Here is a 25,952-nt window from a genome sequence, read left to right as displayed (position 1 = left end):
GTCAGCGGGCCGCGGCGGCGGTGAGCACGCCGTCGAGCGCGATCAGGAACGACGGGAAGTGCGTGCCGAAGCGGCGCAGGTCGTGCTCGGCCTCCATGCCGCCGTACCAGTACAGCCCGGCCGAGCCGTCGGCCGACGGGTTGAGCGCGGCGAAGGCGCCGAGCCAGCGTTCGGTGTCGCCCAGGACGACCGCGTACGGCAGCGAGCGGGAAAAGACCAGCTCGCGGTCGGCGGGCGGGATGTCCTCGGCCCTCGCGGTGTGCAGGTAGTCGAGCAGGCCCCGGACCTGTCCCACCAGGGCGCGGCCGCGGGCGGTGCGGGACGGCAGCAGTGCGGCCACCGCGACGACCGCGAGCCCGGCCAGCGCGACGGCGACACCGAGCAGCGCGTACCCGGCGGTGAAGGTGAGCACCGCGGTGGTGACCAGGCCGAGCGTGAAGATCCCGGCGCCGAGCCAGGTCAGCCGGCCGCGGGCGGTGTCCGGGCGGCGGGAGAACCAGCGCTTGCTGACGACGTCGGCGTACATCGCGTCGCTGATCCGGCGCAGGTCGAGCCGGCCGCGGGCGCGCAGTTGCGACACCAGCACGGTGTCGGTGCCCGGCGGCAGCAGGGTTTCGCAGACCGCGCGCTCGAAGTCGTGGAGGTGTTCGTCCGGCGGGTTGCGGCGGGTGAGCTGCCAGTCGGGCCCGGGCACTTCCGCCAGCCACAGGTAGTTGCGGACGGCCAGGTCGACCACGGTCGCGCTGATGTCGACGACGTCGACGGTCTCGTCGACGACCGTGCCGACCTGGCCGGGCAGCACACCGTCCGGACTGGCGAAGAAGACGCGGTCGCCGTCGCGCAGGAGGACTTCGACCGGGCCGCCGGCGGTGCGCAGCGCGCCGGCGTCCTGCTTGCGGCGCCGCCACACGAACAGGGCGGCCGCGGCGAGGAAGGCGAGCAGGACGGCGAAGGCGATCCCGGTCAGGGGCGTCAGCGCGAAGGCGTTGGCGAGCAGGCCGATTTCGGCGAACTCCGCGTTCGCCGGGGTGGTGCCCGCGGGCAGGCCGACGAGCAGGTCGACGCGGTCGCCGGGGCGGACGTCGTTCTGCTCGAGCCGGACGACCCCGGTGTGGTCGACCTCGGCGAGGGTGCAGCGCCGGCCGGAGCCGACCGGTCCGGCGAAACAGTCCACAGGGGACATTTGCGTGCTCGGGGCGAGCAGCGAGGCGGTGAGCTTGGCCAGCGGGGTGTCGAAGCCGCTGGCGACCTGCCAGCGGACCTGCTGCCCGCCGTTCTGGTCGGCGACGGCGCCGTCGACGGTGAACGTGGCGCTGCCGGTGCCGGCGGCGAAGGTGAGGACGAGCTGGTCACCGGTGAGCTCGCTGGTGGCGGCGCCTTCGGTCTTGACGTCGCGGACGGCGAAGACGCGGTCCTGGTCGTCGCTCGCGGGGACCTTGAGGGGAACGCGCGAGACGAGCTGCCTGCCGCCGGGGACGGTGACGCGTTCGGTGACGGAGAGGGTGCCGTCGCGCAGGAGTTTGAGGGCGACGTCGGCGGTGGCCCCTTCGGGGGGCTGGACGTCCTGCCCGCTGAGCAGCTGCGGTTTCTTGACCTGGTCGGAAGGCAGGTTCGGCAGGACGGGCCCGGCCGACGGCCCCTGCGCGGCCGCGGGCCCGGCGGCGGCCAGCACGGCCGCGACGGCGATCGCGGCGGCGGTCCCCCATTTCATCGGCACAGCACCACACCCTAGAGCACTCGATCTATGCTGACGCCCGGAACGGCGCGATCACCGCAGGTACGCCGCTTCCGACGGGGAAATCGCACGGGGGGTTCCACTCGATGACGCACGGCCCGCAGGGTCCCGGTCCCGGTTCGCAGGACCCGCGCCGCCCGCAGCCGCCGCCGGGCGCGCGGCCGCTGCCGCCGCCGGGGGTGCGGCCCTTGCCGGGGCAGGGTGGGCCGCCGAACCGCTTCGGTGCGCCTGGGCAGCCGCCAGGTCCCGGTCGCCGGCCTGCGCAGGCTCCGCAAGGTCCCGGCAGCACCGGCGCTCCCGGGCCGCCCCACCCCTCCGGTGCGCCTGGCCAGCAGCCGCCCCACCCCTTCGGAGCCCCCGCACAACAGCCGCCCGGTCTCGGCGGTGCGCCCGCGCCGGGTGTCCCGCAGCCGCCGCGCCCTCCGTACGGCCGTCCCCTTCCGCCGCCCGCGCGGGCCCCTCTGCCACCACCGGCGCCCGGCTTCGCTCCGGGCTATGCCGGGCCGCCCTCCTTCGGGCCGCGGTTCGCGCCCGGCTACACCCCCTACGTCGCCAAGAAGTCGAACGCCGGGGTGATCGTCGCGGTCGCCCTCTTCGCGATCGTCGCCGTCGCGGGTGGGCTCGTCGCCGCCGTTGCACTGTCCGGGAACCGCCAGCGGCACGTCGCCGACGCCGGCTACTCCAGCACCTACCCGACCACCGCCGACGAGACCACCACCGAGGCGAGCACCACCGCGACCACCTCCTCGACCGAAGAACCGACCACGCGAGAACCGGCCACGAGCGCGACCGGCACCACCCAACACCCGACCTCGCAACCCCCGGCCGGGCCGCGCTCGGTCGTGGCCACCGGGGACAACCCGCTCTTCGGTGGCGCGGACTACGGCCTGCAGAACGTCCCGTGCTCGCTGAGCCGCTGGGCGACCGACCAGAGCAGCGTCACCCGCTTCTTCCAGTCCGGCATCGGCTGCCTCGACGCGATGTGGTCGCGCATGCTCGGCGCCGTCGGCCTGCCGTTCCGGACGCCGAACCTCTCGGTGCCGCGGTCGCTGTCGGAATCGTCGACCCCGTGCGGCAGCGGGGGCACCACCACCGGCGTCACGCCGTTCTACTGCTCGGCGAACAACACGATCTATCTGCCGCTGGACCGGATCGAGCTCGACGTGTGGGGCAACCACCCCGGCCCGTACCTGGCGATCCTGGCCCACGAATACGGCCACCACGTGCAGAACCTGGCCGGCATCACGGAGGCGTTCGCCAACCAGCGCTACGACGCGGGCGCCGACTCGGCGGCCGGCCTGGAGCTGTCGCGGCGGCTGGAACTCGAAGCGCAGTGCTTCTCCGGCATGTTCCTCGGCTCGGCCTCGGTTTCCGGCGGCTCGGTCGACAAGAACATCTACGACGAAGCCTGGAACGCCCAGGACCGCGGCGACGACTACGCCCGCAACGGCAAACGCGACCACGGCAGCGCCAAGCACAACATCAGCTGGTGGCAGCGCGGTGCCTCCAAGAACCGCAACCAGCAGTGCAACACGTGGCTTTCGCCATCGGGGGACGTCTCGTAGCGCCGGTCAGCCGCGGTCGTGGAGCGTGACGTGGTAGCCGTCGGGGTCGGCGAAGGTGAACGTCCGGCCGAACGGACCGTCGATCGGCGCGGAGACGATGGTGTGCCCGTCGGCGGCTAGAGCGTCGTGAATGGCCTGGACGTCGGTGGCGTGGAGCCAGATCGCGGCCCCGATGCCGGGCTGGGCCACCGAGGCGAGATCGGTGCCGGGAACGATGTCGCGGAGGGCGAACGTGATCGGCTTCGTCTCGAAGACGACGGCGTGCGGCGGGCCGGCCGGCGAGCGGACGAGGCCGAGGTACTTCTCGTAGAACGCCTGCGACGCGGGGAGATCGCGCGCTTGGAGCGAGATGAAGTCGGGGCCGGTGACGGGCATGGTGCTGCTCCTTCTCTCTTCATGTCAGGTTCCTGACACCAACCACGATATGTCAGGATCCTGACATGAGTCAAGACGGCGTCGCCCGGAACCGGGCACGGCTCATCGCCGACCTGGCTCTGTCTGCGAATGAAGGGCCCGTCAGCTGGGCGGGGTGAATGGGTTCTCCACGGGCACCGGCGTGCCGGACGGCGGCGTCGGCGGCTCCGGCTGCGCCGCGGGCCGGACGCCGACCGGGTGCGCCCCCGCCGACGGCCCGGACTGCGCCGGCGGCCAAGGCGCCCCCGGCTGCGGCTGCGGATAGCCGGGCCGGCCCTGAGCCGCATACGCCTGGAACGCCCGGGCTTGGTCGCGGTTGCGCCGCTCCGCCAGCACCGCGGCCAGGAACGCCCACGGCGGCACCTCGGGCGGTACCGGCGTGCCCAGCGCGTTCCCCATCTGCTGCGCCAGCCCCCAGCCCAGCGCCTGCGCCGCCTCCGGCCGCAGCTCGCGGAACCGGGCGAGGAACTGGCGGCTCGCCAGCGCGAGGTCGTCCGGCAAGCGCGTCAGGTCGAGCTGCGCCGCCCAGCCCTCGAGGCCCGGCGGCATGCCGACCGCCGTGTACGCCGCGCCTGCCGGGACGCGCTCGCGGACCACCAGCGTCCCGGCCAGGAAATCGCCCACGCGGCGGCCGTTCGACGAGCACAGCGACACGATCACCGCGACCGCGCCGAACAACCCGAGCGCCCAGAAGTCCACGACGAAGCCGGCCAGCCCGCGCACCAGCGCGTGCCGGAACCGGATCGGGCCGCCGTCGACGCGCACCACCCGCAGGCCCACCGCCATCTTGCCGAGCGAACGGCCGCGCGAGAGCGTCTCGAACACGACCGGGTAGCCGACCATGATCAGCACCACGAACACCAGCAGCACCGTCAGGACGAGCGATTCGTCGGCGGCCGGCATCACGATCGAGAGCACCATGATCGTCCCCAGCAGCAGCGCGAACTGCAGGAGCACGTCCAGCGCCATCGCCAGTGCGCGGCTGGCGAGCTTGGCCACGCGCAGGTCCAGGACGACCGCTTCGCCGGTGACCAGCTCCGATTCCTCGTGCACGCTGCCCAGCGTATCGACGGATAGGGTGGTCGGTGTGGATGTGGACGTCTTCGTCGCCGCGCACGCGCCGGAGTGGACCCGGCTCGGCGAGCTGATCCGGCGCGGCGGCAAGCTGACCGGGCCGGAAGCCGATGAGCTGGTGACGCTCTACCAGCGGACCGCGACGCACCTGTCGATCGTGCGGTCGGTCGCGCCCGACCCGGCGCTGCTCGGCCGGCTGTCCGATCTGGTCGCCCGCGGCCGGTCGGCGGTTTCCGGGTCGCACAACCCGGCCTGGCGCGAGGTCGCCCGCTTCTTCACGCACCGGTTCCCCGCCGCGGTCTACCTGTCGCGGCGCTGGTGGATCCCGGCCGCGCTCGCGTCGATCGCGGTGATGGTGGTGATCGCCATCTGGGTCGCGCGCGATCCGCTCGTGCGCGCCTCACTGGGTACCCCGGCCGAGCTGAGCGAGCTGACCAAGCCCGGCGGCCAGGCGGAGAACTACTACTCGACCGGGCCGGCGGCGTCCTTCGCGACGCGCGTCTGGACGAACAACGCGTGGGTGGCGGCGACCTGCCTGTTCCTCGGCGTCGCGCTGGGCCTGCCGGTGATCGGCGCGCTCTGGCTGAATTCGCTCAACGCCGGACTGATCATCGGCGCGATGAGCGCGGCCGGCCGCGGCGACGTGATGATCGGGCTCCTGCTCCCCCACGGCCTCCTGGAGCTGACGGCGGTGTTCGTCGCGGCGGGCACCGGCCTGCGGCTCGGCTGGACGGTGATCGACCCGGGCCGCCGCTCGCGCACGGCGGCGCTCGCCGAGCAGGGCCGGTCGGTGGTGGTGATGGCGCTCGGGCTGACGTGCGTGCTGTTCGTGTCCGGGGTGATCGAGGCGTTCGTGACCCCGTCGGGCTGGCCGACGTGGTTGCGCGTCGGCATCGGCGCGCTGGCCGAAATCGCTTTCCTGGCCTACGTTTTCACGCTCGGCCGCCGGGCGGCGAAGAACGGCGAGGTCGGCGACCTCGACGCCCGGGACGCCGGTGACGCCCTGCCCGAAGCCGCCTGAGCGTGCGGGAAGGGTCAACTCGCGTGATCAGGGAGCCGACACGCGTGATTGGCGGGTCGACACGGCGAAGCATCGTGTCGACCTCCGGATCACGCGTGTCGACCCTTTGATCACGCGAGTCGACCGTCCGATCACAGCCGTCCGGCGGCTTTCAAAGCCAGATAACGGTCCGCGAGCACCGGCGGCAGCTCCTCCGGGACCGCGTCCACCACGCTCACCCCGTGCCGCACCAGCCGCTCGGTCACCCGCAGGCGTTCGGCCGTCGTGCGCGCCGCCGATGCCGCGTCGTAGACCGCTTCCGCGTCGCCGCGGGCCGCCAGCATCTGGGCCACCCGGGGGTCGGCCACCGACGCCACGACCAGCTCGTGCCGGCCGGTCAGCGAGCTCAGCACCGGGAACAGGCCTTCCTCCAGCGGCGCCGCGTCCAGCCCGGTCAGCAACACGACCAGGGCCCGGCGGCGGGTGCGCCGGAGCACCTCCGCGATCATGCCGCGCGCGTCCGTCTCGACCAGCGACGGCTCGAGCGGCGCCATCGCGTTCACCAGCGACGTCAGCAATGAAGCTCCGGACGATCCCTGCACCGCCGCCCGCAACCGCCGGTCGTAGGCCAGCAGGTCGACGCGGTCGCCGGCCCGGGAAGCCAGTGCGGCCAGCAGCAACGCCGCGTCCATCGCCGCGTCGAGCCGGGGCGCGTCGCCCACCCGGCCCGCCGAGACGCGGCCCGTATCCAGCACCAGCACGACGTGCCGGTCGCGCTCGGGGCGCCAGGTCCGGACCATGACGTCGTGCGCCCGCGCGGTCGCGCGCCAGTCGATGGACCGGACGTCGTCGCCGATGACGTACTCGCGCAGCGAGTCGAATTCCGTGCCCTGGCCCCGGATCAGCACCGCGTTGCGGCCGTCGAGCTGTTGCAGCCGCGCCAGCCGGGACGGCAGGTGCTTGCGGCTGTGGAACGGCGGCAGCACGCGGACCGTCCACGGGACCTCGTGCGAACCCTGCCGGGCGGCCAAGCCCAGCGGCCCGACCGACCGGACCGTCACCCGCGCCGCCGTCCGGTCACCCCGCCGCGACGGCCGCAACGCCGTCACCAGCGCCCGCCGCTCCCCCGCCGGGACGCGCAGGGAATGGCGGTCGGACGCGCCCGCGCTCGGCGGCCACGCGTCGCGCAGCTGCCCGCGCACCGCCCGGCCTCCGGGGTTCGCGACCACCAGCGTCACTTCGCACGGCTCGCCGAGCCGGACCGAAGTGTCGCCCGAGCGCGCAAACGTCAGCGCCCGCACGCTTCCCGCCAGCACCAGGTCGACGACCACGAGCACCAGCAGCACCGCGGCGACCGCCAGCATCCCCGTGCCCGACGGCAGGAGCAGCCCGACCACCAGCGCGCCGAACAGCGCCAGCAGCCCGAGCCTTCCGGTGACGGCCATGTCAGCGCGGCACGGGCACGGACGCGAGCACGCGGTCCAGCACGCCGTCCGCGGTGACGCCCTCGAGTTCCGCCTCCGGCCGGACGTCCAGGCGGTGCCGCAGCGCGGGCCGGGCGAGGGCCTTGACGTCGTCGGGGGTCGCGTAGTCGCGCCCGGCGAGCCAGGCCCAGGCCCGGGTCACCGCGAGCAACGCCGTGGCACCGCGGGGGGAAACGCCGATCCGCACCGATGGCAGCTGCCGCGTCGCCCGGCACAGGTCGACGACGTACCCGATCACCTCGGGCCCGATCGTCACCCGGGCCACGGCTTCGCGCGCCGCCGCGAGTTCCGGGGCACCGGCGACCGCGCGCAGGCCCGCGGCCGCGAGGTTGCGCGGGTCGAAGCCCTGCGCGTGCCGCCACAGGATCCCGATCTCGTCTTCGCGCGAGGGCGCCGGCATGGTCAGCTTGAGCAGGAACCGGTCCAGCTGCGCCTCCGGCAGCGGGTAGGTGCCCTCGTACTCCACCGGGTTCTGGGTGGCGATCACGATGAACGGGTCGGGCAGCGGCCGCGACTTGCCGTCGATCGAGACCTGCCGCTCCTCCATCGCCTCCAGCAGCGACGACTGCGTCTTCGGCGGGGTCCGGTTGATCTCGTCGGCGAGCAGCAGGTTCGTGAACACCGGCCCCTCGCGGAAGGAGAATTCGCCGCTGTGCGCGTCGTAGACGATCGACCCGGTGACGTCGCCGGGCATCAGGTCCGGGGTGAACTGCACGCGCGTGGTCTCCAGGTCCAGCGCCGCCGCCAGCGCCCGTACGAGCAGCGTCTTCGCCACGCCCGGGACGCCTTCGAGCAGCACGTGCCCCCGGCAGAGCAGCGCCAGGATCAGCCCGGTGACGGCGGCTTCGTTGCCGACGACGGCCTTGCCGACCTCGGCGCGCAACGCGATCAGCGCGTCGCGGGCCCCGGTCGCGTTCTCGGTACCGCTGGTCAAGTTCGCCCTGCCTCTCGTTCCACGTGGTCGAGTTCGCCGGCCAGCCGGACCAGCGCGGGATCGTCCGGTACCGGCGGGCCGTAGAGGACCGCGCCGACGTCCTGGGCCGCCCGGCCGGTCCGCGTGCTGACCGACTCCACCAGCGCCGCCGGGTCGGCGTCGCGCGGCAATCCCAGCGCGGTCCGCAGCCGGCCGCGCGCCGCTTCCCGCAGCGTCTCACCCGCGTGCCCGGCCGCCTTGGCCCGCCGGTACAGCCGGGCGCGGCCCTCGGCCGTTTCGGCCGCGCGGACGACGATCGGCAGCGGCTCGGTGACCACCGGGCCGAGCCGCCGGGCCCGCCACAACGCCAGCAGGGCGACGGCGACGAACGCCTGCGCGGCCCCGAAGTACCAGCCGTCCGGGATGAGGTCGAAGATCGACCGGCGGGAGCCGTCGAGCGCCGGGTCCGACGTGGTCGGCAGGTACCAGACGAGCTTCGGGTGCGCGCCGAGCAGGCGCAGCCCCAGCGCCGCATTGCCCTGTTCGGCGAGCCGCGCGTTGGTCAGCGGTGCCGGGGAGCCGAGCAGCGTCGTCGTGCCGCCGCCGTCGGCGAGCTGCAGCAGCGTGCCGCCGCCGTCCTCGCCGGGGTAGCACGAGCGCGCACCGGGCGAGGCGTAGCCGATCCCGCCGAGGGTGACCTCGCCCGCCGCGACCGCCGCGGCGACCGTGCACTGCGGCGGCAACGTCCCGACGTCGCTGCGGCCGGCCTGGCGCACCAGCGGCAGCGAATCGTGCAGCGTCCGCTCCCCCGGCGTCACCAGGACGACGTCGGCGGCGCGCTCGCGCAGCGCGTCGAACCGCTTCGCCGGAGCCAGATCCGGTGCGGTGACCAGCAGCGTCGCGTCTTCGCCGATTTCGGCGTCCGCTTCGGCGATCGTGTGCACGGTCCGGACGTCGACGCCCTGGTTCTTCAGCAGTTTCGCAAGGGCGTGCGCGCCACCGGGTTCGTACGAGCCGGGTTCGAGGTCGCCGTGGGCCTGCTCGCCGCGGCCGAGCAGGAGCAGCGCACCGGCGATGAAGATCAGGGCGAGGAGCGCGAGGGGAATGCGGGCACCGCGCCAGATCCGGCGCAGGTCCGGCGAAACCGCTGTGCTCATGCCGCCTCCGCGGGAAAGAGTACGTCGGCGGTGATCACGGGGCCGCCATGGCGACCGGTCGCTCACGGCGGCAGCGCTCGTCCAGCTCGGTCAGCGTGCGGTACGCCGCTTCGGTGCCTTCGCGGCCTCCGTAGTGGACGTCGTCGAAGAGCCGGGCACCCTGCCGCAGCTGGTCGGCGACGTTCGGCAGCAGCAGGCCGGCCTCGGCGGCGGCCTCGTCCGCGGTCCGGCCGGAGCGGGCGTCGAGCAGCGCGCGTTCCTCCAGGGCCCGCACGACGGCGCGGAACCGATCGCGGACGGCGTCGTCGAACCGGCCAGCGGCAGCGGCTTCTTCGGCCGCCCGGCGGTAGTCGCTCGCGTTCTTGCGCGGCCCGCCGAAGACGACGCTGCCGGCCCGCGCCGAGGCGGCCATCTTGCCCGTGCGCAACCGGATCACCACGACGAGCACGATCAGCAGCGCGACGAGCAGCACCACCCCGAAGATCCCGCCGGGGACGTCCGAGGACAGGCTGTTCAGCAGCTTTTCCAGCTGCTCCCCGAGCCACTGGCCGATCTGCTGCAGGAAGCCCGGCCGGGCGTCGCGGTACTTCGGGTCCGACAGCTCCTCTTCGGCCGCGCGGCGGGCCGCGTCCCGGTCGATGTCGACCGGGACGTCGATGAGCCGGAAGATCACCATGCCTGCGGCGGCTGGACCCCCGCGGCGCGGGCCAGCTCGATGTCCATGCCTTCGCGGCGCATCCGCTGGTCGAGGTACACGATCACGGTGACCAGCGCGATGAACGGGATCGAGATGGTGCCGCCGATGATCTGCCCGGCCGACGCCAGCAGCAGGTCACCGGTGCTCGGCACGGTCACCTTGGCCGGGTTGAGCATCTGGCTGAACACGCCGCTGCCGAGGGTGAACGGCAGCTGGATGATGCTCTCGAAGAACGACCCGATGATCCGGGCCAGCAGCAGCACGCCGAGCACCCGCCAGAAGGCGCCGCTGACCAGCTTGACCGACCGCGCGAACGCCTCCCGGAACGTCCCGCGCTCGAGCACCAGCGCCGGGGCGGCCAGCGCCCAGAACACCCAGGCGACCACGCCGGGGAAGATGCAGAGCATGACGCCGAGGGTGGTCAAGAGCGCGTAGCCGAACGCGACGCCGAGCAGCGGCAGCAGCCGCGGCTGCACCTCGCGCCAGACGATGCCGAAGGTGACCTCCCGGCCCAGCGCGGCGCGGCCCATCACCGCGGCCATCAGGCCGGTGGTGACGGTCAGCAGGAACGTCGAGACCAGCGTCGAGGAGATCAGCACGATGAAGAGGTCGCCGAAGGTGCCGAAGAGGGCGTTGCGGAGCTCCGTTTTGGTCGCCGCGGGGCCGAGGTCGGCCGTCGAGGCGAAGCCCGGCAGGTCGGTGAGGACGTACTTCTGCAGGACGAACGTGATCGCGGCGCTGAGCACCGCCACCACCGCGCCGATGCCGAGTATCAGCAGCGCGTGCCGGCGGATCGCCGTGATCGCGCCGTCGAGGATGTCGCCGATGTTGAGCGGCCGCAGCGCGATCACGCCGGGCTTGCCGAGCCCGTGCGGGTTCCAGCGCGGCTGCTGGAACTGCGGCTGCGGCTGCCCGGTGAACGGCGGCAGCGCGTCCGGCCGGTAGGCGGGCCCGTGCTGCCAGCCCGGCGGCGGGGTCGCCGGTGGGGTCGGCGGCGTGGCCTGCGCGTCCGGCGCCTGCCAGCCTCGCGGCGGCGTCGCCGGTGACGCGGCGTGATCTCCGGGCCGGTTCGGCTCACCCCATCCGGGGGCGTGAGCCTGGGGGATGCCCTGGCTCGGAGTCGGCGCGTCGGCGCCCTCGCCGCCGGGCGCGCCACCGGTGTCTGTCATCGAAGCCCCTCGCCTGCAGTACCTGCTTGACGACACTCTCTCAGAGCCGGTTGCACCCGGCCAGACCTGGGGTGACGTCCGTGCGCCGTGACCCCACGCGCACGGACGGGTGCGAGACGGCCCATTCCCCCGATATGCTGAATCGTGGGATCGGGTACCCCCGGTCCGTACCGAGACCCTTCGGGACTGCCTAGTGACGCAACCGCCCCCCGGCCAGGTACCGCCCCGCGGAACCGTCCAGCCGCCGCCGGTGCCGGATGCGCAACCGGATCTTCCGTGGCTCGGCCGCCCGCACACCGTGGCCGCACCGAGGCGCCGTTCGCCGGCGGCGGTGGTCGGCGTGTGCCTCGGCGCGGTCGCCGTGCTGGTGCTCGGCCTGGTCGCGATCGTGGCCCTCAACCGCGATCAGACCCCCCTGGCCAGCCCGAACCTCCGCGACGTCCCGTCGTCGCAGGACGTCCCGCCGCAGCAGCTGCCGCCCGGCGGCGCGGGGGCCCCGGCGTCGGCGTCGAGCCCGTCGGCCGAGGAGTCGACGCCCAGCCCGACCGGGCCGCAGAAGATCCTCAAGCTGGCCGACCACCCGATCCTGCAGGACCCGAACGCCGGCCTGCAGAACCGCGTCTGCACGCTGCCGGCCTGGCAGAGCACCCAAGCGGGCGCAGAGGCGTTCTTCACCGCGGCCAGCAAGTGCCTGGACGCGGCGTGGGGCCCGTTCCTCGAGGCCTACCACCTGCCGTTCACGCCGCCGGCGCTGCACTTCCCGACCGGCGCGAGCTTCGAGACCGAGTGCGGCACCATCCAGGTCGGCATCGCGACCGCGGCGTACTACTGCGAAAACAACCTGTACGTCCCGTTCCGCGGCCTGCAGACCGACCAGTACGGCAACAACCCGGGCGTCTACCTGGCCCTGTTCGCCCACGAGTACGGCCACCACGTGCAAGAGGTCGCCGGGCTGATGGACGCGGCCTGGCAGAAGATCTACGAGGCCGGCCAGAACAGCCCGGCCGGGCTCGAGATGTCCCGGCGCAAGGAACTGCAGGCCCAGTGCTTCTCGGGGATGTTCCTCGGCGCGCACGTCGACCAGGGCGGCACGGTCAGCCGCGACATGTACAACAAGGCCTGGAACGACCAGGAAACCCGCGGCGACAACACCTCCCGCAGCCACGACCACGGGACGAACGCGCACTACGCGTCCTGGTGGCGGGCGGGCGCGACGAGCAACCGGATCGCCGACTGCAACACCTTCGCGGCGCCGTCGTCCGAGGTCAGCTAGCGGTTTTGGGCCTGGCGGTTTTGGGTCGCAGCGGGATGCTCAGCCAGAGGTAGACGAACATCCCGCCGGAGAAGCACGCGAACACCAGCAGCGCGAGCCCGAGCGGGCGCCGGGCGTCCGACGCGCCCATCGACGTGTCCGCGAGGGTGACGGCGACCTGGCCCTGGTCCGGGACCGCGTCCGGCACGGCGACCTCGACGCGTTCGCCCGCGCCGTGCCCGCAGCCGTCGAGCGTGCCTTCGCGGGCCTTCCCGGCGACGGTGAACTTGACGGTTTCCTTGGCGTCCGCCCGGTCGCACGGCGCCGGCTTGGTCACCTCCGCCTGCACCGGCGCACCGAGGACGTCGTGGCTGATGCCGAGCAGCCCGGGCCCGGCCAGCCAGGCGAGCAGCACGACGAGCACGCCCGCCGCGGCGGGGATCGCCACCGTGGGCCACTTGAGGGCGAGAGGTCGCGGGGGCACCCGGTCATGGTTCCAGATCCCGCGGGCAAAACCCAGGTGCCCTGGTCAGCGCTCGATCTTCTCCGCCTGCGTCACCTTCTTGACGTACAGCAGCTTGTCGCCCGGCTCGATGGCGTCGGCCTGCGGGGCGTCGACGCGGTAGAGGACGCCGTCGCGGACCAGGCCGAGGACGAGGTCGGGGAGGTGCCGCGGCGACCCGCCCTCTTCCGAGGGCTCGACCGCCCGCTCGGCGATCGCCAGGCCGGATTCGGGGGTCAGCAGGTCTTCCATGATGTCCACGACCAGCGGTGTCGACGTCGCCATGCCGAGCAGCCGCCCGGCCGTCTCGCTGGAGACGACGACCTGGTTGGCGCCGGACTGCTTGAGCAGGTGGACGTTCTCCGCCTCCCGCACCGACGCGACGATGTGCGCCTGGGGCGCCAGCTCGCGGGCGGTGAGCGTGACGAGCACCGCCGTGTCGTCGCGGTTCGGGGCGACCACGACCGCGCGCGCGTGCTGCACGGCGGCGACGCGCAGGACGTCGGAGCGGGTGGCCGAACCGTGCACGGCGACGAGGCCGAGCGCGCTCGCCGCGTCGAGGGCCTGCTGGTCCGTGTCGACGACGACGATCTGCCCCGGTTCGACGTTCTCGTCGCCGAGCAGCGCGTTGACGGCGGACCGGCCCTTGGTGCCGAACCCGACGACGACCGTGTGGTCGCGCACCTTCGTCCTCCACTTCTGGATCTTGAACGCCTGGCGGGAGCGCTCGGTGAGCACCTCGAGGGTGGTCCCGACCAGGACGATGAGGAAGAGCACCCGCAGCGGCGTGATCACCAGGACGTTCACCAGCCGGGCGGACGACGTGGCCGGCGCGATGTCGCCGTAGCCGGTCGTCGACAGCGAGACCGTGGCGTAGTACAGGCTGTCCAGCAAGGACAGTCCGTCGCCGTTGGCGTCGCGGTAACCGTCGCGATCGACGTAGACGATGACCACCGTGGCCAGCAGCGCGAGCAGCGCGCCGATGATCCGCTTGACGATCGCGCGGAGCGGGCTGACCGTCAGTTCCGGCATCCGCAGGATACCGACGAGCTCGTGGTCGGGCCGATCGGTGAGACTGCCCAGCGGCAACCGTTTGAGGGCCTTCATGCTGGCTCGTGTCGAGCGTCACTCACGCCCGGAGGATAGCCGAACCGGACACCGCGCCGCCGCGTGAAACGATGACTTCATGGCAACCTCGCAACGGCCCGCCCACTTCCTCGCCGGCGTGCTGGGCACGATGGGCGTCCTGCACTTCGCCGTCCCCAAGCCGTTCGACCGCCTGATCCCGGCTTCGCTGCCGGGTTCGCGCCGGGCGTGGACGTACGGATCGGGCGTGGCGGAGCTGACCATCGCGGCCGCAGTGGCGGCGCCCCGCACCCGCCGCCTCGGCGGCCTGGCGGCGGCATTGTTGTTCCTGGGCGTCTTCCCGGGCAACGTGAAAATGGCGGTCGACGCCCGCCAGGCCCCGGCCCCCCGCCGCGCAATGGCCTGGGCCCGCCTCCCGTTGCAGTGGCCCCTGATCGCCTGGGCCCTGAAGGTCCGCGACAACGCCTGACCCGCGTGATCAGCCGGTCGACTCGCGTGATCGAAGGGTCGACTCGCGTGATCGAAGGGTCGACTCGCGTGATTGACGGGTCGACACGACGCCTCAGACCCAACCCAGCGTGTCGTCCCCCGAATCACGCGTGTCGACCTCTCAATCACGCGTGTCGACCCGCGGATCACGCCTCGGGGATGTCGCGGAGGAGGCTGCGCAGGGCTTCCGGGTCCAAGAGATCCGCCGGGCGGATCGTGCGGTTCGCGCGGACGTAGTGGAAGGCCGCGCGGACCTGCTCCACCGGGACGTTCTTCAGCGCCGCCCAGGCCATCCGGTAGGCCGCCAGCTGGACCGACAGGGCCGGGATCCGGGACTCCGGCGGGACCGCGCCGGTCTTCCAGTCGACCACCGTCCAGCCGCCTTCGGGGTCGGCGAAGACCGCGTCCATGCGGCCGCGCAGGGTGAGGCCTTCGACGTCGGCCGAAAACGTCACCTCCACCGCCACCGGGACCCGCGACGCCCACTCGCTCTTCTCGAACTCCGTCTGCAGTTCCTCGAAGTCCGCGTCGGGGGCCTCGCCGAAGTCGGCCGCGCCCGGGAGGTCGTCGATCTCGATGAGCTGGTCGCCCGCGAACCGGCGTTCGAGCCAGCCGTGGAACTCCGTGCCGCGGCGGGCGAAGCTGTTGGGTTCCACCGGGAGCGGCCGGCGCAGGTCGGCGGCGAGCCGGGCGGCGTCGTCGGCCAGCGCGACCAGCTGGCTCACCGAAAGCCGCGACGGCAACGGGACCAGCTTGACGTGGTCGTCCTTGCGCGCCCACTCCTCCAGCAGGACGTCGGTGTCGGTCAGCCAGCCGTCCGGGTCGTCGTCCTCTTCGGACGCTTCCTCGTCCGGCGACGACGCGAGCGCTTCGGACACGAGTTCCACGCCGGTCTGCACGCCGGTGCGGCGGTCGGACAGGGGATCGACCGGCCAGCGCGCCGCCCGCGAGTCCGACACCAGCGGGTTTTCGTCGTCCTCGGTGGGTTCCGGCGCCCACTCCGCAAGCTGCCCGGCGCCGGTCTCGCGCACGACGTCGGCGATCTCGGTGAGGAATTCCGACGGCCCCTTGACCCGGCTGCTGCTTTCGTTCCACCAGTGCCCGGAGACGATCAGCGCGTGCTCGGACCGGGTCAGCGCGACGTAGCAGAGCCGCCGTTCCTCCGCCTGCTCCCGCTCGACGAACCCGGCTTCGTGCAGCTCCAGTCCTTCTTGGACTTCCTTGCGGTCGTAGCCTTCGGCGATCCGCAGCTCGGGCAGGTCCTCGGCGTCACCCCGCAGCTTCGCCGGCAGCGACGTCGCGGTCCGCAGCCACGACGACGACCGCCGCCGCCCGGGGAACACGTCGTGCACCAGGTGCGGCACGGCGACGACTTCCCACTCGAGCCCCTTCGCCGAGTGCACGGTCAGCACCTGCACCCGGTCCGGGACGACCTCGACCTCACCCGGCGTGAGCCCGTCCTCGGCGTGCGCGGCGGTGTTCAGGTAGTCCACAAAGGACAACAGGGTGGCCGTCGGCGCCGTCTCGGCGTAGTCGGTGACGACTTCGGCGAACGCGTCCAGGTGCGCCCGCCCCGCGGAGCCCGGCCGGGCCAGCGATTCGACGTCCAGGAGCATCGTGCGTTCGACGTCGGCGACGAGCTCCGGCAGCGACTGGTCGAGCCGCCGCCGCAGCGCGGCCAGCTCCCAGCCGATCCGCCGGATGCGTTTGTACCCCTCGTCGGAGTACCGCGCCGGGTCGCCCGGCTCGTCGATGGCGTCGATCAGCCCGGCCTGCTCGACGCGCTCGACGACCAGCTCCGGCGTGTCCGGCTTCTCCGGGCTGGACAGCTCGCCGGCCCGCCGCCACAGCGCGGCGACGTCGGCGGCCGAGAGCCGCCAGCGCGCGCCGGTCAGCAGCCGGGCCGCCGCGCTCCCGGACAGCGGGTCGGCCAGCACCTTCAGCGTCGAAACGAGGTCCGCGACCTCGGGCTCGTCGAGCAGGCCGCCGAGCCCGACGACTTCCACCGGCAGCCCGCGCGCCCGCAGTTCGGCGGCGATCGGGGCCATGTCGGCGCGGCGGCGCACCAGCACCGCGGCGGTCGGCGGCTTGCCGGTCTGTTCCTGGTGGGCGTACCAGCGCCGGGCGAGCGCGTCGGCGACCCACGCGCGCTCGGCGCGGATGTCCGGCAGCAGCGCGCACGCGATGTCCGCCGGTCCGGCGCCCTCGCGCGCCCGCAGCCGTTCGACGCCGAGGCCGCGGGCGCGCAGCGGTTCGGCGATCGCGTTCGCGAGGTCGAGGATCTCCGGCGGGTTGCGGAAACTGGTCAGCAGCCCGAATTCGTGCGCGGGGACGAGCCGTTCGCCGTCGAAGCGCGGGAAGTCCGTGGTGAACCGGGGCAGGTTGGCCGCGCTGGCGCCGCGCCAGCCGTAGATCGCCTGCGCGGGGTCGCCGACCGCGGTGACCGGCATCGGCGGGTTCTCGACGCCGCCGAACAGCGCCCGCAGCAGCACGCGCTGGGCGTGCCCGGTGTCCTGGTACTCGTCGAGCAGCACGGCGCCGTAGCGCTCGCGTTCCCCCCGCACGACCGACGGGTACCCGCCGGCCAACTGGGCGGCGAGCGACATCTGGTCGGCGAAGTCCAGCGCGCCTTCGTTGCGCTTGCGGCGGTGGTAGTCGTCGACGAGCGGCAGCAGCGCGAGCCGGAAGTGCTGCGCGGCCATGATTTCGGTGAGCTTCTGCGGCAGCGCGGCCCGCTGCCCCTTGGCGCGCGGCGCGTTCTCGATGACGCGGCAGAGCCACGTCGTGTATTCGGCGAGCTGCTCGGTGGAGACGAGGTGCTCGCCCAGCTCACCGGCCAGGGCGAGGAGGTCGGCGGTGACGGTCGGCGGGACGCGGTCGGTGTCGAGTTCGTTGTCCCAGGTGGACACCACGCGGTGCGCGATCTGCCACGACGAGGTTTCGGAGAGGAGCCGGACGCCGGGCTGGACCGGCAGGCGGAGGCCGTGTTCGGACAGCAGGCGCCCGGCGTAGGCGTGGTAGGTGAGGACGGTGGGTTCGCCGGCGACCACAGTGGACCGCAGGCCGCCGGTCGGGTCGAGCCGGTCGAGCAGGCCGGACCCGGCGAGGCGGCGGAGCCGGGCGCGGACGCGTTCGCCGAGCTGGCGCGCGGCTTTGCGGGTGAAGGTGAGGCCGAGGACGCGGTCGGGGCTGACGATGCCGTTGGCGACGAGCCAGACGACCCGCGCGGCCATGGTTTCGGTCTTCCCGGCCCCGGCCCCGGCGACGACGAGCGAGGGTTCGACCGGCGCGGCGATGACGGTGGCCTGTTCGGGCGTCGGCCGGTGCAGGCCGAGGGCATCGGCGAGTTCGGCGGGCTCGACGGGGTTGGCGATGAGGAGCGGGCTCACGGGCGCCCTCCGCCGCGGCTCACCACTGCAGTGAATGACTCATTCATATCGTCGGAGGTCAGGAATGAGTCATTCACTGCGTCGGGACCGAACGTCAGGAATGAGTCATTCACTGCATCCGACGCCAGGAATGAGTCATTCACTGCACCGGCATCGGAGCGGTGGCGCGGACCGGTCATGGCCCTGGCACCTGCCGCCCCTCGGGGCGCAGCGGGCAGCACCCGCGCGCCGGGCACCGGTCGCAGTCCGGGTTCTCCTGGGCCTGGTAGTCCGGCCCCGCCGCCGAGGCCGCCGCCTTCTGGACCAGCTCCAGCCACTGCTTGCCGCCCACCTCGTCGAGCGGCGGCTGCGACCGCTCCGTCGCCCCCGTCTTGTTGTTGGCCTTCGCCACATACACCAGCCGCGCGCCGCCCGCCTCGGTGCGGCCCTCGATCGCCCCCAGCAGCACCGCCAGCTGGTACGCCGCCAGCTGCGGGTGCGCCTCGGCCTCCGCGCCGGACACCGGGACCTTGCCCGTCTTGATGTCGACGATCACCGGCCGCCCCTCGGCATCCAGCTCCACCCGGTCGACCCGCCCGCGCAGCAGCACCCGGACCTCGTCCTCGCTCCCCGCCGGCAGCTCGACCTCGATGTCCTGCTCGACCCCGGCTTCCTTGAGCTCCTTCCGGCTCTGCTCCAGCCAGGTCGTGAAGTTGCGCAGCATCTGTTCGACGCGACGCCGTTCACGCCGGGAAAACCACGGCGCGCCCGCGTCGACGCGCACCCAGGCCTCGTCCAGCGCGGCCTGCAGCTCCGCGTCGGTGCTCCCCGAAGCGACCGCCTGGGCGAGCCCGTGCACCAGCGTCCCCGTCACCGCCGCCAGCTGGGCCGGGTCGCTGCCGCCGTGGCGCTCGATCATCCAGCGCAGCGGGCACTTCGTCAGGATTTCCACTGTGGACGGTGAGATTCGGATGAGGTCGCCCGGCGGGTGCACCGGCTCGTCGCTGGACGCCGGCAGCAGGCCGTACCACGTCGACGGGTGTGCGCCGGGCACGCGGGCCTCGGCCAGCCGCGCCAGCTGCTTCGCCGCCCGGCGACGGCGTGCGGGGTCGGCCTTGTCGTCGCAGACGACCTCGCGCAGCTCGCCCACCAGCTCGGCGAGCACCAGTGACCGGCCCGGCGGCTTCATCCGCGAGTCGAGCCCGCCGTCGTCGGCGCCGTTCTCCTCCAGGTCGTCGAGGAACCGGGACGGCTGCTCGTCCTCGCCCGACACCGCCGTGACCAGCAGCGTCTGCTTCGCCCGGCTCATCGCGAGGTAGAACAGGCGCCGCTCCTCGGCCAGGATCGGCGCGGTCTGGGAGACGGCGTCGTCGTCGACCCCGGCCATCAGGTCCTTCAGCCGCTCCACACCCAGCACGGACCCGCGCAGCCGCAAGTCCGGCCACGCGCCCTCCTGGACGCCGGCCACGGCGACGACCGTCCACTCGCGACCGGCGGCGGCGTGCGCGGTGAGCAGCGAGACACCGTCGGACGGGACGGCCGCCGGCGCCAGCGTATCGCCCGCGATCCGTTGCGCACCAAGGTAATCGGCGAAGGAGGCGACGCTCGAGCGGGGCAGCCGGTCGACGTACCGGCCCGCGGCGTCGAACAGCGCGACGACGGCGTCGAGGTCGCGGTCGGCCTGCGCCCCCAGCGACCCGCCGCGCTCGGCCTGCTTCAGCAGCTTGTCCTGGAGCCCGCTTTCCCGCCACAGCTGCCACAGCACCTGCTCGACACCCTCGCCGCGCGCCACGGCCTGGTGCGTGACGCGCAGCAGCCCGCCGACCCGCCGCACCGGCTCGGCCTCGGCGTCGGCCAGCCCGGCGAGGATGTCGCCGCCGCGCAACGCTTCCACGAGCAGTTCGTCACTCGAGCGCTGTCCGCCGCCCGCCAGTTCGAGCCGGCGCAGGCCGCGCCGCAACCGCCGCAGCGCCAGCGGGTCCGCGCCGCCGAGAGCGGACGAAAGCAGCATTTCCGCGAGGTCGATGTCGAGCAGTTCGGGCGACGGCGCGAGCTTCAGCACGGCCAGCAGCGGCCGCACCGCGGGCTGCTTGGCCAGCGGCAGTTCCTCGGTCGCCGACCCGATCGGGACGCCGGCGGCGCGCAACGCGCGTTGCAGCACCAGGAAAGTCCGCGCGGGCGACCGGACGAGCACCGCGATCTCCGACCACGGCACCCCGTCGACGAGGTGCGCGCGGCGGAGCTGGTCGGCGATCCAGCTCGCCTCGGCGGCCGGGGTCGGCATCACGCGGACGCGGACGGTCCCGCCGGAAGCACCCGCGGGCGGGACGATCTTGCGGTGCGGCGACGCACCCGGCAGCGTCGCGCCGATCTTGGCCACCGCGAGCCGCACGGCCGGGGCCAGCCGGTGGGCCGTGGTGAGCGTGACGGTCCGGCTGCCGTCCGGGTCGGCGTCGGCGAACAGGCGCGCGTCGGCGCCGCGGAAGGAGAACACGTTCTGGTCGGGGTCGCCGGCCACGACGAACTCGGCCGCGGTGTGCCCGATCATCCGGACCAGGCTGGTCTGCAGCGGGTCGAGGTGGTGGGCGTCGTCGACGAACAGGTGCCGGACGCGGGTGCGCTCGCGTTCGCGCAGCTCGTCGTCGTCCTCCAGGGCGAGCAGCGCGGAGGTGACCAGCTCGGCGGCGTCCAGCGCGGGCGCGCTCGCCACGCCGAGGGCGTTGCCGCCCGCGCCCTGCAGCTGCGTGACCTCTTCGTACTGCGCCCAGAACTGCCCGGCGGCGATCCACTCCTCGCGCCCGCGGCGGCGCCCCAGCTCGGCGAGGTCCCCGGGGCCGAGCCCGCGCTCGGCCGCACGCATCAGCAGGTCGCGCAGCTCTTCGGCGAAGCCGGGGACCAGCAGCGCCGGCCGCAGCTGCTCGGGCCAGTACTCGGCCTCTTCGTCGAGGTCGCCGGCCAGCAGCTCGCGGACGACGACGTCCTGCTCGGCCCCGGCGAGCAGGCGCGGCGGCGGCAGCTCTTCGGCCATCGCCTCCAGCCGCAGCAGCGAATACGCGTAGGAGTGCACGGTGCGCACGAGCGGCTCGCGGACGGTCCGGGGCAGCGGCCGAGCCTGCTCGGGGTCGGCGGTGAGCCGGCGCGTGATGTCGGCGCGCAGCGCGTCGGCGGACTTGCGCGACGTGGTGAGCACGAGCACGCTCTCCGGGTCGGCGCCCTCGGCGATGCGGCGGGTGGCGGCCGAGGCCAGCAGCGCCGTCTTGCCGGTGCCCGGGCCGCCGAGCACGCGGAGGAACCCGCCGGGTGCGGAAAGTACGCGCCGGGCGCCTGCGTCCCAGGTGAACGAGGGTGTGGCGGTGACCGGCGTGCGCACCAGCCGCGCGTCCGCTTGCGCCGTTCGCCTCCCGTTCACCCCGCGATGGAACCACGCCCGGTCCCCCGGGTGGTGCACCGGCACGCTTGACAACGGTGAAGCCCGCCCTCGGTGCGGCGGACGGCTGCGGAAAGTGTCGTACCCGTGCGGCAGAGTGTTCGGTATGGACGACGTTCTGCACGAGCGCGTGCGGGAGATCATCGAGTCGGTGCCGGCCGGCACGGTGGCGACGTACGGCGACATCGCGGCCCTGGCGGGCGCGCCGTCGCCGCGGATGGTCGGCGCCATCCTGGCCGAGGACGGGCACGACCTGCCGTGGCACCGGATCCTGCGCGCGAACGGCACCCCGGCACCGCACCTGGTCCACGACCAGCTGGAGCGGCTGCGGGCCGAGGGCGTCCTGGCCGACGGCCAGCGCGTCGACCTGCGGAAGTATCGGTGGAAACCGGACGGAGAGGGGGAGCCCGAGGGGTTGTTGTTTTAGACCGGGGCTGCGCCCAGGAGCTTCGGAAGCGGCCGGGGGCCGGGTGGCGGGAGCTGGAAGGGAACCGGGCCGGAAGCGGCGAGGAGCCGACCTACCCCGTGCCGAGCGTTGTGACCAGCAGTTTCACCAGCGCGCCCAGGCGCTGGCGGTCCGGCTGCAGCGTCTCGATGCCCGCCGCCTCCAGGGGGGCCGCGGTCACCGGGCCGACGCACGCGCACACCAGCGGGCCGCGCAGCGCCGCCAGCAGCTCGTCGTAGCGGCCGGACGTGCGAGCCAGCGTCAGGAAGTTCGCCGCGGCCGGGGCGCTCGTGAAGGCCAACGCGTCCAGTTCGCCTGCCACGATCGCGGCGATCAGGTCGTGCACGGGCGTCACGTCCGGCGGCGAATGCCAGCGGTACGGCTGCACCTGCACCAGGGAGGCGCCGGCCCGCACCAGCGGATCGGTGAGCTCCGGCAGCGGCGTCCCGTGCAGCTGGACGGCCACCCGCTCGCCACGGACCCCGGCCGCGGCCAGCGCTCCGAACAGTTCCGCGTTGCTCTCCGAGGCGGCCGAAAAGGACTCGCGCAGGCCGGCACCGCGGACCGCGCCCACCGCCTTCGGGCCGCGGGCGTAGATCCGGGATTCCCCCAGCGCTGCCACGAGCCGATCACGCAGCTCCCAGCCTTCGGCCGCGTCGAGCCAGCCGCGGAAGCCCGCCCCCGTCGTGACCACCGTGAACCCGACCGGGGCCGCCAGCGTGGCTTCGGTGCCCGCGCGCAGCTCGGGGTCGGCATCCAGCGGCACGATGGTGATCGTCGGGGCGTGCCGGACCTCGGCGCCGTAGCGTTCGAGGGCGGCGATGAATTCGCCGGCCCGGCGCTCGGCCGTCACGCCGATCGCGGTGCCGCTCAGCTCACCCATAGAACGCGCCCATCTCTTCGATCGCTTCGGCCAGCTCCGCCCGCAGGTCCGCCGGTTCGAGGACCTCCAGGTGCGGCCCGAAGCGCAGCAGCTCGCCGATGGCCGGTTCGCCCGGCTCCACCGGCAGCTCCACGGTGAGCCAGCCGTCCGCGTCGGGCTCGTTGCGGCAGTCGCGCAACGCGCGGGCGCCGACGGAACCTGCGTAGAACGGTACGAGAGCCTGCGCCCGAGGCGAAAGGCGCACCACCGCGACGCGCGGGTACATCCGGCGTTCGAACTGCTCGGACCACTCCTGCCAGTACCGCGCGAGGTCGAACCCGGCCGGCCGCTCGAACACCTCGCCGAGGTCGGTCAGCTCGAGCACCCGCGAAATGCGGTAGGTCCGGTCGGTACCGTCGCAGCGCCCGGCGAGGTACCAGTTGCCCGCTTTGAGGATCAGTCCGAGCGGCTCCAGCTCCCGTTCGACGACCCGCTGCCCCCAGCGTTCGTAGCGGATCCGGATCCGGTGCGACGACCACACGGCGTCGGCGATCGCCGACAGCGCCGGCAGGCTTTCGATGCCGCGGTGCCAGCCGGGGACGTCCAGGTAGAACCGCTCGGCGACGCGCCCGGCGCGGTCGCGCAGCTCGGCCGGCAGCGCCGCGTACAGCTTGAGCTGCGCCGCCGCCAGCACCGTGCCGAGCCCCAGTTCGGCCGCGGCCACGGGCAGCCCGGCCAGCGACAGCGACTGGGCCTCTTCCTCGGTCATCCCGGTGAGCCGGGTGCGGTAGCCGTCGACCAGCCGGTAGCCGCCGGTCCGGCCGCGGTCGGCGTACACCGGGACGCCGGACGCCGAGAGCGCGTCGATGTCCCGGTAGACCGTCCGCACCGACACTTCGAGCTCTTCGGCCAGCTCCTCCGCCGTCATCCGGCCGCGGTTCTGCAGCAGCAGGAGGACGGACAGGAGACGGCTGGCGCGCATGACTCGAATTCTGGCAGAAATACCTGACACGAGCTGACAGGTATGCCCGGCAGAGTGGTCCCCATGAACGGATTCACCACGAAGAACTGGGAAGAGAAGATCGTCAGCGGGACCGAAGGCGGCCCCCGGGTGGCCTACGCGCACGCCACCTTCGCGTACGAAGGCGTCATCGAGGCTGAGTCGATCTGCGACCTTCTGCTGTACTACGCGGGCGAAGGGTACGAAAGCGGTCAGACGACGTCGCCGTGCTTCGAACGCTTCGAGGGCAAAGTCGACGGTCGCGAAGGGACGTTCATCGTGCGTCACGAGTACACGTTCGACGCCAAGGGCATCGCCTCGACGTTCACCGTCGTGCCCGGCTCCGGCACCGGCGAGCTGGCCGGGATCACCGGCAGCGGGACCGCCGGGGGCGCCATGGGCGAGGACAAGGTGGCCTACACGTTCGAGTACACGTTCTAGGAGCCGCACGTGGACCGCCGTCAGGTACTCGCCTACCGCATCGCCGAGCACGGCCTGCACCGCTCGGCGCGGGACGTCGCCGACCTCGCCGTCGTCCGCGCCGGGCTGCAGGACAGCATGCGCGACACCGCGCTGCTCGCCCTCGCCGCCCGGCTCGACGGCCCGGTGTCCCTCGAGGACGACGACCGGCTGGTCCTGGCCTGGACGTTGCGCGGTGCGCCGCACTACCACCTGCGCGCGGATCTGCCCGAGGCGGTCCGCGCGCTGGTGCCGCTGGACGACGCGGACGCGCTGGCCCGGATGCTGTGGCAGCGCAAGGAAATGGCGGCGACCGGGCTGGCCGCGACCGAGGTGGTCTTCACGGCGGCCGCCGCGCTCCGGAAGGTCGTCACGAAGCCGATGACGAAGGGCGCGGTTTCGACGGCCGTGACGAAGGCGCTGCCGCCGACGTTCTCGCGGTGGTGCCGGGGCTGCCAGGCGACGCACATCCAGGAGCAGCTGATGCGCATCGCGACCCCGCACGCCGGAGTCCGCCTGGTGGCGGGGGCATCGCCGGCGACGCTGGCCCCGCTGGAGGGCCGCGGCCGGCTGCGGAAGACGCCGGACCCGGCCGCGGCGACGGCGGTGATCGGGCGGTACCTGCGGCTCAACGGCCCGGCGTCCCCGGGCGAAGCGGCGGAGTTCGCGGGGACGGCTCGGGCGGTGGTCGACCGGACGTGGCCGGCGGACCTGGCTTCGGTGGACGTCGAGGGCAAGACGCGCTATCTGCCCGCGGACCGGCTCGAGGCACTGGAGAACCCGCCGGAGCCGGACCTGGTGCGGCTGCTGCCGCCGCTGGACCCGTTCATCCAGGCCCGCGACAAGGCGTTGCTGGTCCCGGATCCGGCGCGGCGCAAGGAAGTCTGGAAGATGCTGGGCAACCCGGGCGTCCTGCTCGCGGACGGCGACATCGCGGGAACGTGGCGCACGAAGGGCAGCGGCGCGAAGCTGACGTTCACGCTGACGGCCTTCGACCCCCTGCCCCCGGCGGTCCGCGAGGAAGCGGAAGCCGAGGCAGCCCGGGTGGCGGCGGCGCGGGGCTTCGAGAAGCACGCAGTCACCTGGGCCGGCTGACCACCGCCCGCCGGTTCCGACGCAGTGAATGACTCATTCCTGTCATCGGACGTCAGGAATGAGTCATTCACTGCGTTCGGCGCCCGGCCTCACAGGCTGTGGGCGTCGATGTCGCCGTAGGACGTGGTCGCCTGGACGGTCAGGGCCGCCGTGCCCTCGTTCTTGAGGGCGTTGCGGATCCGGCCGTACGTCGTCCCCGCGTCCAGGGACGCCGAGACACCGGCAGCCGCGCCGATCGTGATGTTGCCGGCCTGGGTGCTCAGGACCAGGTGGCCGCTCGCCGCCTCGGCGATGCGGATGTCGCCCTTGCCGGTGGTGATCTCCGCGGGGCCGGTCAGCTTGCCGACCGACACGTCGCCGGCGTGGGCGGTGAGGCGGAGGCTCGCGGCCTCGTCGAAGACCACCTCGCCGTGGGCGCCCGAGACCGTGACGTCGCCGAGGCGGCCGACGCCCCGCAGCTCCACGCTGGCGGCCTTGGCCTCGACCGACGAACCGGCGGGCAGCGAAACGGTCACGTCGACGGCACCGGACGGACCGAAGTACTGGTTCTTCGCCTCGAGCGAGATCCGCAGGACGCCATCGTCGAACGACACTGACGCCTGCGAAGCCGCCTTCACGTCGCGGCTCTTCGCCGGGTCGGCGGGAAGAACCTGAACGACGGTGTCGTCACGAAGGGAAGCAACGAACCGGACGCGGCCGGCCGGGATGTCGAGGACGGTGGCGATCGGGGCGGAGGTGGTGAACTTCTGCATCGAATTC

The 25,952-nt window shown here is 73.3% G+C and carries 22 protein-coding genes; 7 read left to right on the top strand and 15 right to left on the bottom strand.

The annotated features are described in order from the left end of the window. Nucleotide 1 precedes the first annotated feature (1 nt). A complete protein-coding gene (locus ISP_RS05790) occupies nt 2–1,711 on the bottom strand; it encodes a DUF2207 family protein (RefSeq protein WP_014466633.1) in 1,710 nt (569 codons plus the stop codon). Between the two features lie 596 nt (nt 1,712–2,307). Here ISP_RS05790 and ISP_RS05785 point away from each other — a divergent pair. Further along, entirely contained in the window at nt 2,308–3,300 is a 993-nt protein-coding gene (locus ISP_RS05785; RefSeq protein ID WP_013223052.1) for a neutral zinc metallopeptidase, read from the top strand. A gap of 6 nt (nt 3,301–3,306) precedes the next feature. On the opposite strand, the gene ISP_RS05780 is transcribed toward ISP_RS05785, so the two are convergent. Together ISP_RS05780 and ISP_RS05775 are read right to left on the bottom strand one after the other, a co-directional pair. Further along, a complete protein-coding gene (locus ISP_RS05780) occupies nt 3,307–3,675 on the bottom strand; it encodes a VOC family protein (protein ID WP_013223051.1) in 369 nt (122 codons plus the stop codon). Between the two features lie 141 nt (nt 3,676–3,816). Next, entirely contained in the window at nt 3,817–4,767 is a 951-nt protein-coding gene (locus ISP_RS05775; protein WP_013223050.1) for an RDD family protein, read from the bottom strand. A 34-nt stretch (nt 4,768–4,801) separates the two neighbouring features. Here ISP_RS05775 and ISP_RS05770 point away from each other — a divergent pair, with 34 nt between their 5' ends. Further along, nucleotides 4,802–5,809 carry a stage II sporulation protein M gene (locus ISP_RS05770; RefSeq protein WP_034286296.1) on the top strand — a complete coding sequence of 336 codons (1,008 nt, stop codon included), beginning with the start codon at nt 4,802–4,804 and terminating at the stop codon, nt 5,807–5,809. Nucleotides 5,810–5,940: 131 nt separating this feature from the next. Here ISP_RS05770 and ISP_RS05765 read toward each other — a convergent pair whose 3' ends face one another. From ISP_RS05765 to ISP_RS05745, 5 genes are read right to left on the bottom strand one after another with little or no spacing between them, the layout of a single operon-like run. Beyond that, on the bottom strand, nt 5,941–7,233 hold the full coding sequence (locus ISP_RS05765; protein WP_013223048.1) for a DUF58 domain-containing protein: 1,293 nt from the start codon (nt 7,231–7,233) through the stop codon (nt 5,941–5,943). A 1-nt stretch (nt 7,234) separates the two neighbouring features. Then, a complete protein-coding gene (locus ISP_RS05760) occupies nt 7,235–8,206 on the bottom strand; it encodes an AAA family ATPase (protein ID WP_013223047.1) in 972 nt (323 codons plus the stop codon). After that, entirely contained in the window at nt 8,203–9,342 is a 1,140-nt protein-coding gene (locus ISP_RS05755) for a DUF4350 domain-containing protein (protein WP_013223046.1), read from the bottom strand. Before ISP_RS05755 ends, ISP_RS05760 begins: the two co-directional genes overlap by 4 nt. A gap of 34 nt (nt 9,343–9,376) precedes the next feature. Further along, nucleotides 9,377–10,018: a DUF4129 domain-containing protein gene (locus tag ISP_RS05750; RefSeq protein ID WP_013223045.1), complete on the bottom strand. Its 642-nt coding sequence runs from the start codon at nt 10,016–10,018 to the stop codon at nt 9,377–9,379. Next, on the bottom strand, nt 10,012–11,208 hold the full coding sequence (locus ISP_RS05745) for a membrane protein (protein WP_013223044.1): 1,197 nt from the start codon (nt 11,206–11,208) through the stop codon (nt 10,012–10,014). The genes ISP_RS05750 and ISP_RS05745 overlap by 7 nt, the downstream gene beginning before the upstream one ends. Nucleotides 11,209–11,458: 250 nt before the next feature. Between ISP_RS05745 and ISP_RS05740 the strand changes: the two genes are divergently transcribed. Further along, nucleotides 11,459–12,481, top strand: coding sequence for a neutral zinc metallopeptidase (locus ISP_RS05740; RefSeq protein WP_013223043.1), 1,023 nt, complete (start codon nt 11,459–11,461; stop codon nt 12,479–12,481). Here the strand turns inward: ISP_RS05740 and ISP_RS05735 are convergent. Both ISP_RS05735 and ISP_RS05730 read right to left on the bottom strand, forming a co-directional pair. After that, a complete protein-coding gene (locus tag ISP_RS05735) occupies nt 12,474–12,908 on the bottom strand; it encodes a hypothetical protein (protein WP_013223042.1) in 435 nt (144 codons plus the stop codon). The genes ISP_RS05740 and ISP_RS05735 overlap by 8 nt on opposite strands. Before the next feature lie 81 nt (nt 12,909–12,989). Then, entirely contained in the window at nt 12,990–14,069 is a 1,080-nt protein-coding gene (locus ISP_RS05730; protein WP_013223041.1) for a potassium channel family protein, read from the bottom strand. Between the two features lie 79 nt (nt 14,070–14,148). Here ISP_RS05730 and ISP_RS05725 point away from each other — a divergent pair, with 79 nt between their 5' ends. After that, nucleotides 14,149–14,517: a DoxX family protein gene (locus ISP_RS05725; protein ID WP_013223040.1), complete on the top strand. Its 369-nt coding sequence runs from the start codon at nt 14,149–14,151 to the stop codon at nt 14,515–14,517. A gap of 166 nt (nt 14,518–14,683) precedes the next feature. On the opposite strand, the gene ISP_RS05720 is transcribed toward ISP_RS05725, so the two are convergent. Next, nucleotides 14,684–17,926, bottom strand: coding sequence for an ATP-dependent helicase (locus ISP_RS05720; protein WP_013223039.1), 3,243 nt, complete (start codon nt 17,924–17,926; stop codon nt 14,684–14,686). 175 nt (nt 17,927–18,101) lie between these two features. Next, the gene (locus ISP_RS05715) at nt 18,102–21,275 is read right to left on the bottom strand and encodes an ATP-dependent helicase (protein ID WP_013223038.1); all 3,174 of its coding nucleotides are present in this window, start codon (nt 21,273–21,275) and stop codon (nt 18,102–18,104) included. 163 nt (nt 21,276–21,438) lie between these two features. On the opposite strand from ISP_RS05715, the gene ISP_RS05710 reads away from it, so the two are divergent. After that, nucleotides 21,439–21,759: an MGMT family protein gene (locus ISP_RS05710; protein ID WP_034286299.1), complete on the top strand. Its 321-nt coding sequence runs from the start codon at nt 21,439–21,441 to the stop codon at nt 21,757–21,759. A gap of 91 nt (nt 21,760–21,850) precedes the next feature. Here the strand turns inward: ISP_RS05710 and ISP_RS05705 are convergent, their stop codons facing one another. Together ISP_RS05705 and ISP_RS05700 are read right to left on the bottom strand one after the other, a co-directional pair. After that, nucleotides 21,851–22,660 (bottom strand): uroporphyrinogen-III synthase, encoded by an 810-nt coding sequence (locus ISP_RS05705; protein WP_013223036.1) that lies wholly within the window; start codon nt 22,658–22,660, stop codon nt 21,851–21,853. Then, nucleotides 22,653–23,621, bottom strand: coding sequence for a helix-turn-helix transcriptional regulator (locus tag ISP_RS05700; RefSeq protein WP_013223035.1), 969 nt, complete (start codon nt 23,619–23,621; stop codon nt 22,653–22,655). The genes ISP_RS05705 and ISP_RS05700 overlap by 8 nt, the downstream gene beginning before the upstream one ends. 63 nt (nt 23,622–23,684) lie before the next feature. Here ISP_RS05700 and ISP_RS05695 point away from each other — a divergent pair, with 63 nt between their 5' ends. Next, entirely contained in the window at nt 23,685–24,080 is a 396-nt protein-coding gene (locus tag ISP_RS05695; protein ID WP_014466631.1) for a DUF3224 domain-containing protein, read from the top strand. A gap of 9 nt (nt 24,081–24,089) precedes the next feature. Continuing rightward, nucleotides 24,090–25,193 (top strand): DNA glycosylase AlkZ-like family protein, encoded by a 1,104-nt coding sequence (locus tag ISP_RS05690; RefSeq protein WP_013223033.1) that lies wholly within the window; start codon nt 24,090–24,092, stop codon nt 25,191–25,193. 89 nt (nt 25,194–25,282) lie between these two features. On the opposite strand, the gene ISP_RS05685 is transcribed toward ISP_RS05690, so the two are convergent. Next, entirely contained in the window at nt 25,283–25,945 is a 663-nt protein-coding gene (locus ISP_RS05685) for a DUF4097 family beta strand repeat-containing protein (protein ID WP_013223032.1), read from the bottom strand. Nucleotides 25,946–25,952: the final 7 nt, after the last annotated feature.

Source organism: Amycolatopsis mediterranei, from assembly GCF_026017845.1.
Classification (GTDB): domain Bacteria; phylum Actinomycetota; class Actinomycetes; order Mycobacteriales; family Pseudonocardiaceae; genus Amycolatopsis; species Amycolatopsis mediterranei.
This window is presented reverse-complemented; position numbering and strand designations above follow the sequence as displayed.

Coding starts and splice junctions, on each gene's coding strand:
- ISP_RS05700 (WP_013223035.1), bottom strand. CDS start 23,621: ATGCGCGCCAGCCGTCTCCTGTCCGTCCTCCTGCTGCTGCAGAACCGC.
- ISP_RS05725 (WP_013223040.1), top strand. CDS start 14,149: ATGGCAACCTCGCAACGGCCCGCCCACTTCCTCGCCGGCGTGCTGGGC.
- ISP_RS05685 (WP_013223032.1), bottom strand. CDS start 25,945: ATGCAGAAGTTCACCACCTCCGCCCCGATCGCCACCGTCCTCGACATC.
- ISP_RS05750 (WP_013223045.1), bottom strand. CDS start 10,018: ATGGTGATCTTCCGGCTCATCGACGTCCCGGTCGACATCGACCGGGAC.
- ISP_RS05695 (WP_014466631.1), top strand. CDS start 23,685: ATGAACGGATTCACCACGAAGAACTGGGAAGAGAAGATCGTCAGCGGG.
- ISP_RS05765 (WP_013223048.1), bottom strand. CDS start 7,233: ATGGCCGTCACCGGAAGGCTCGGGCTGCTGGCGCTGTTCGGCGCGCTG.
- ISP_RS05705 (WP_013223036.1), bottom strand. CDS start 22,660: ATGGGTGAGCTGAGCGGCACCGCGATCGGCGTGACGGCCGAGCGCCGG.
- ISP_RS05755 (WP_013223046.1), bottom strand. CDS start 9,342: ATGAGCACAGCGGTTTCGCCGGACCTGCGCCGGATCTGGCGCGGTGCC.
- ISP_RS05730 (WP_013223041.1), bottom strand. CDS start 14,069: ATGAAGGCCCTCAAACGGTTGCCGCTGGGCAGTCTCACCGATCGGCCC.
- ISP_RS05790 (WP_014466633.1), bottom strand. CDS start 1,711: ATGAAATGGGGGACCGCCGCCGCGATCGCCGTCGCGGCCGTGCTGGCC.
- ISP_RS05710 (WP_034286299.1), top strand. CDS start 21,439: ATGGACGACGTTCTGCACGAGCGCGTGCGGGAGATCATCGAGTCGGTG.
- ISP_RS05780 (WP_013223051.1), bottom strand. CDS start 3,675: ATGCCCGTCACCGGCCCCGACTTCATCTCGCTCCAAGCGCGCGATCTC.
- ISP_RS05745 (WP_013223044.1), bottom strand. CDS start 11,208: ATGACAGACACCGGTGGCGCGCCCGGCGGCGAGGGCGCCGACGCGCCG.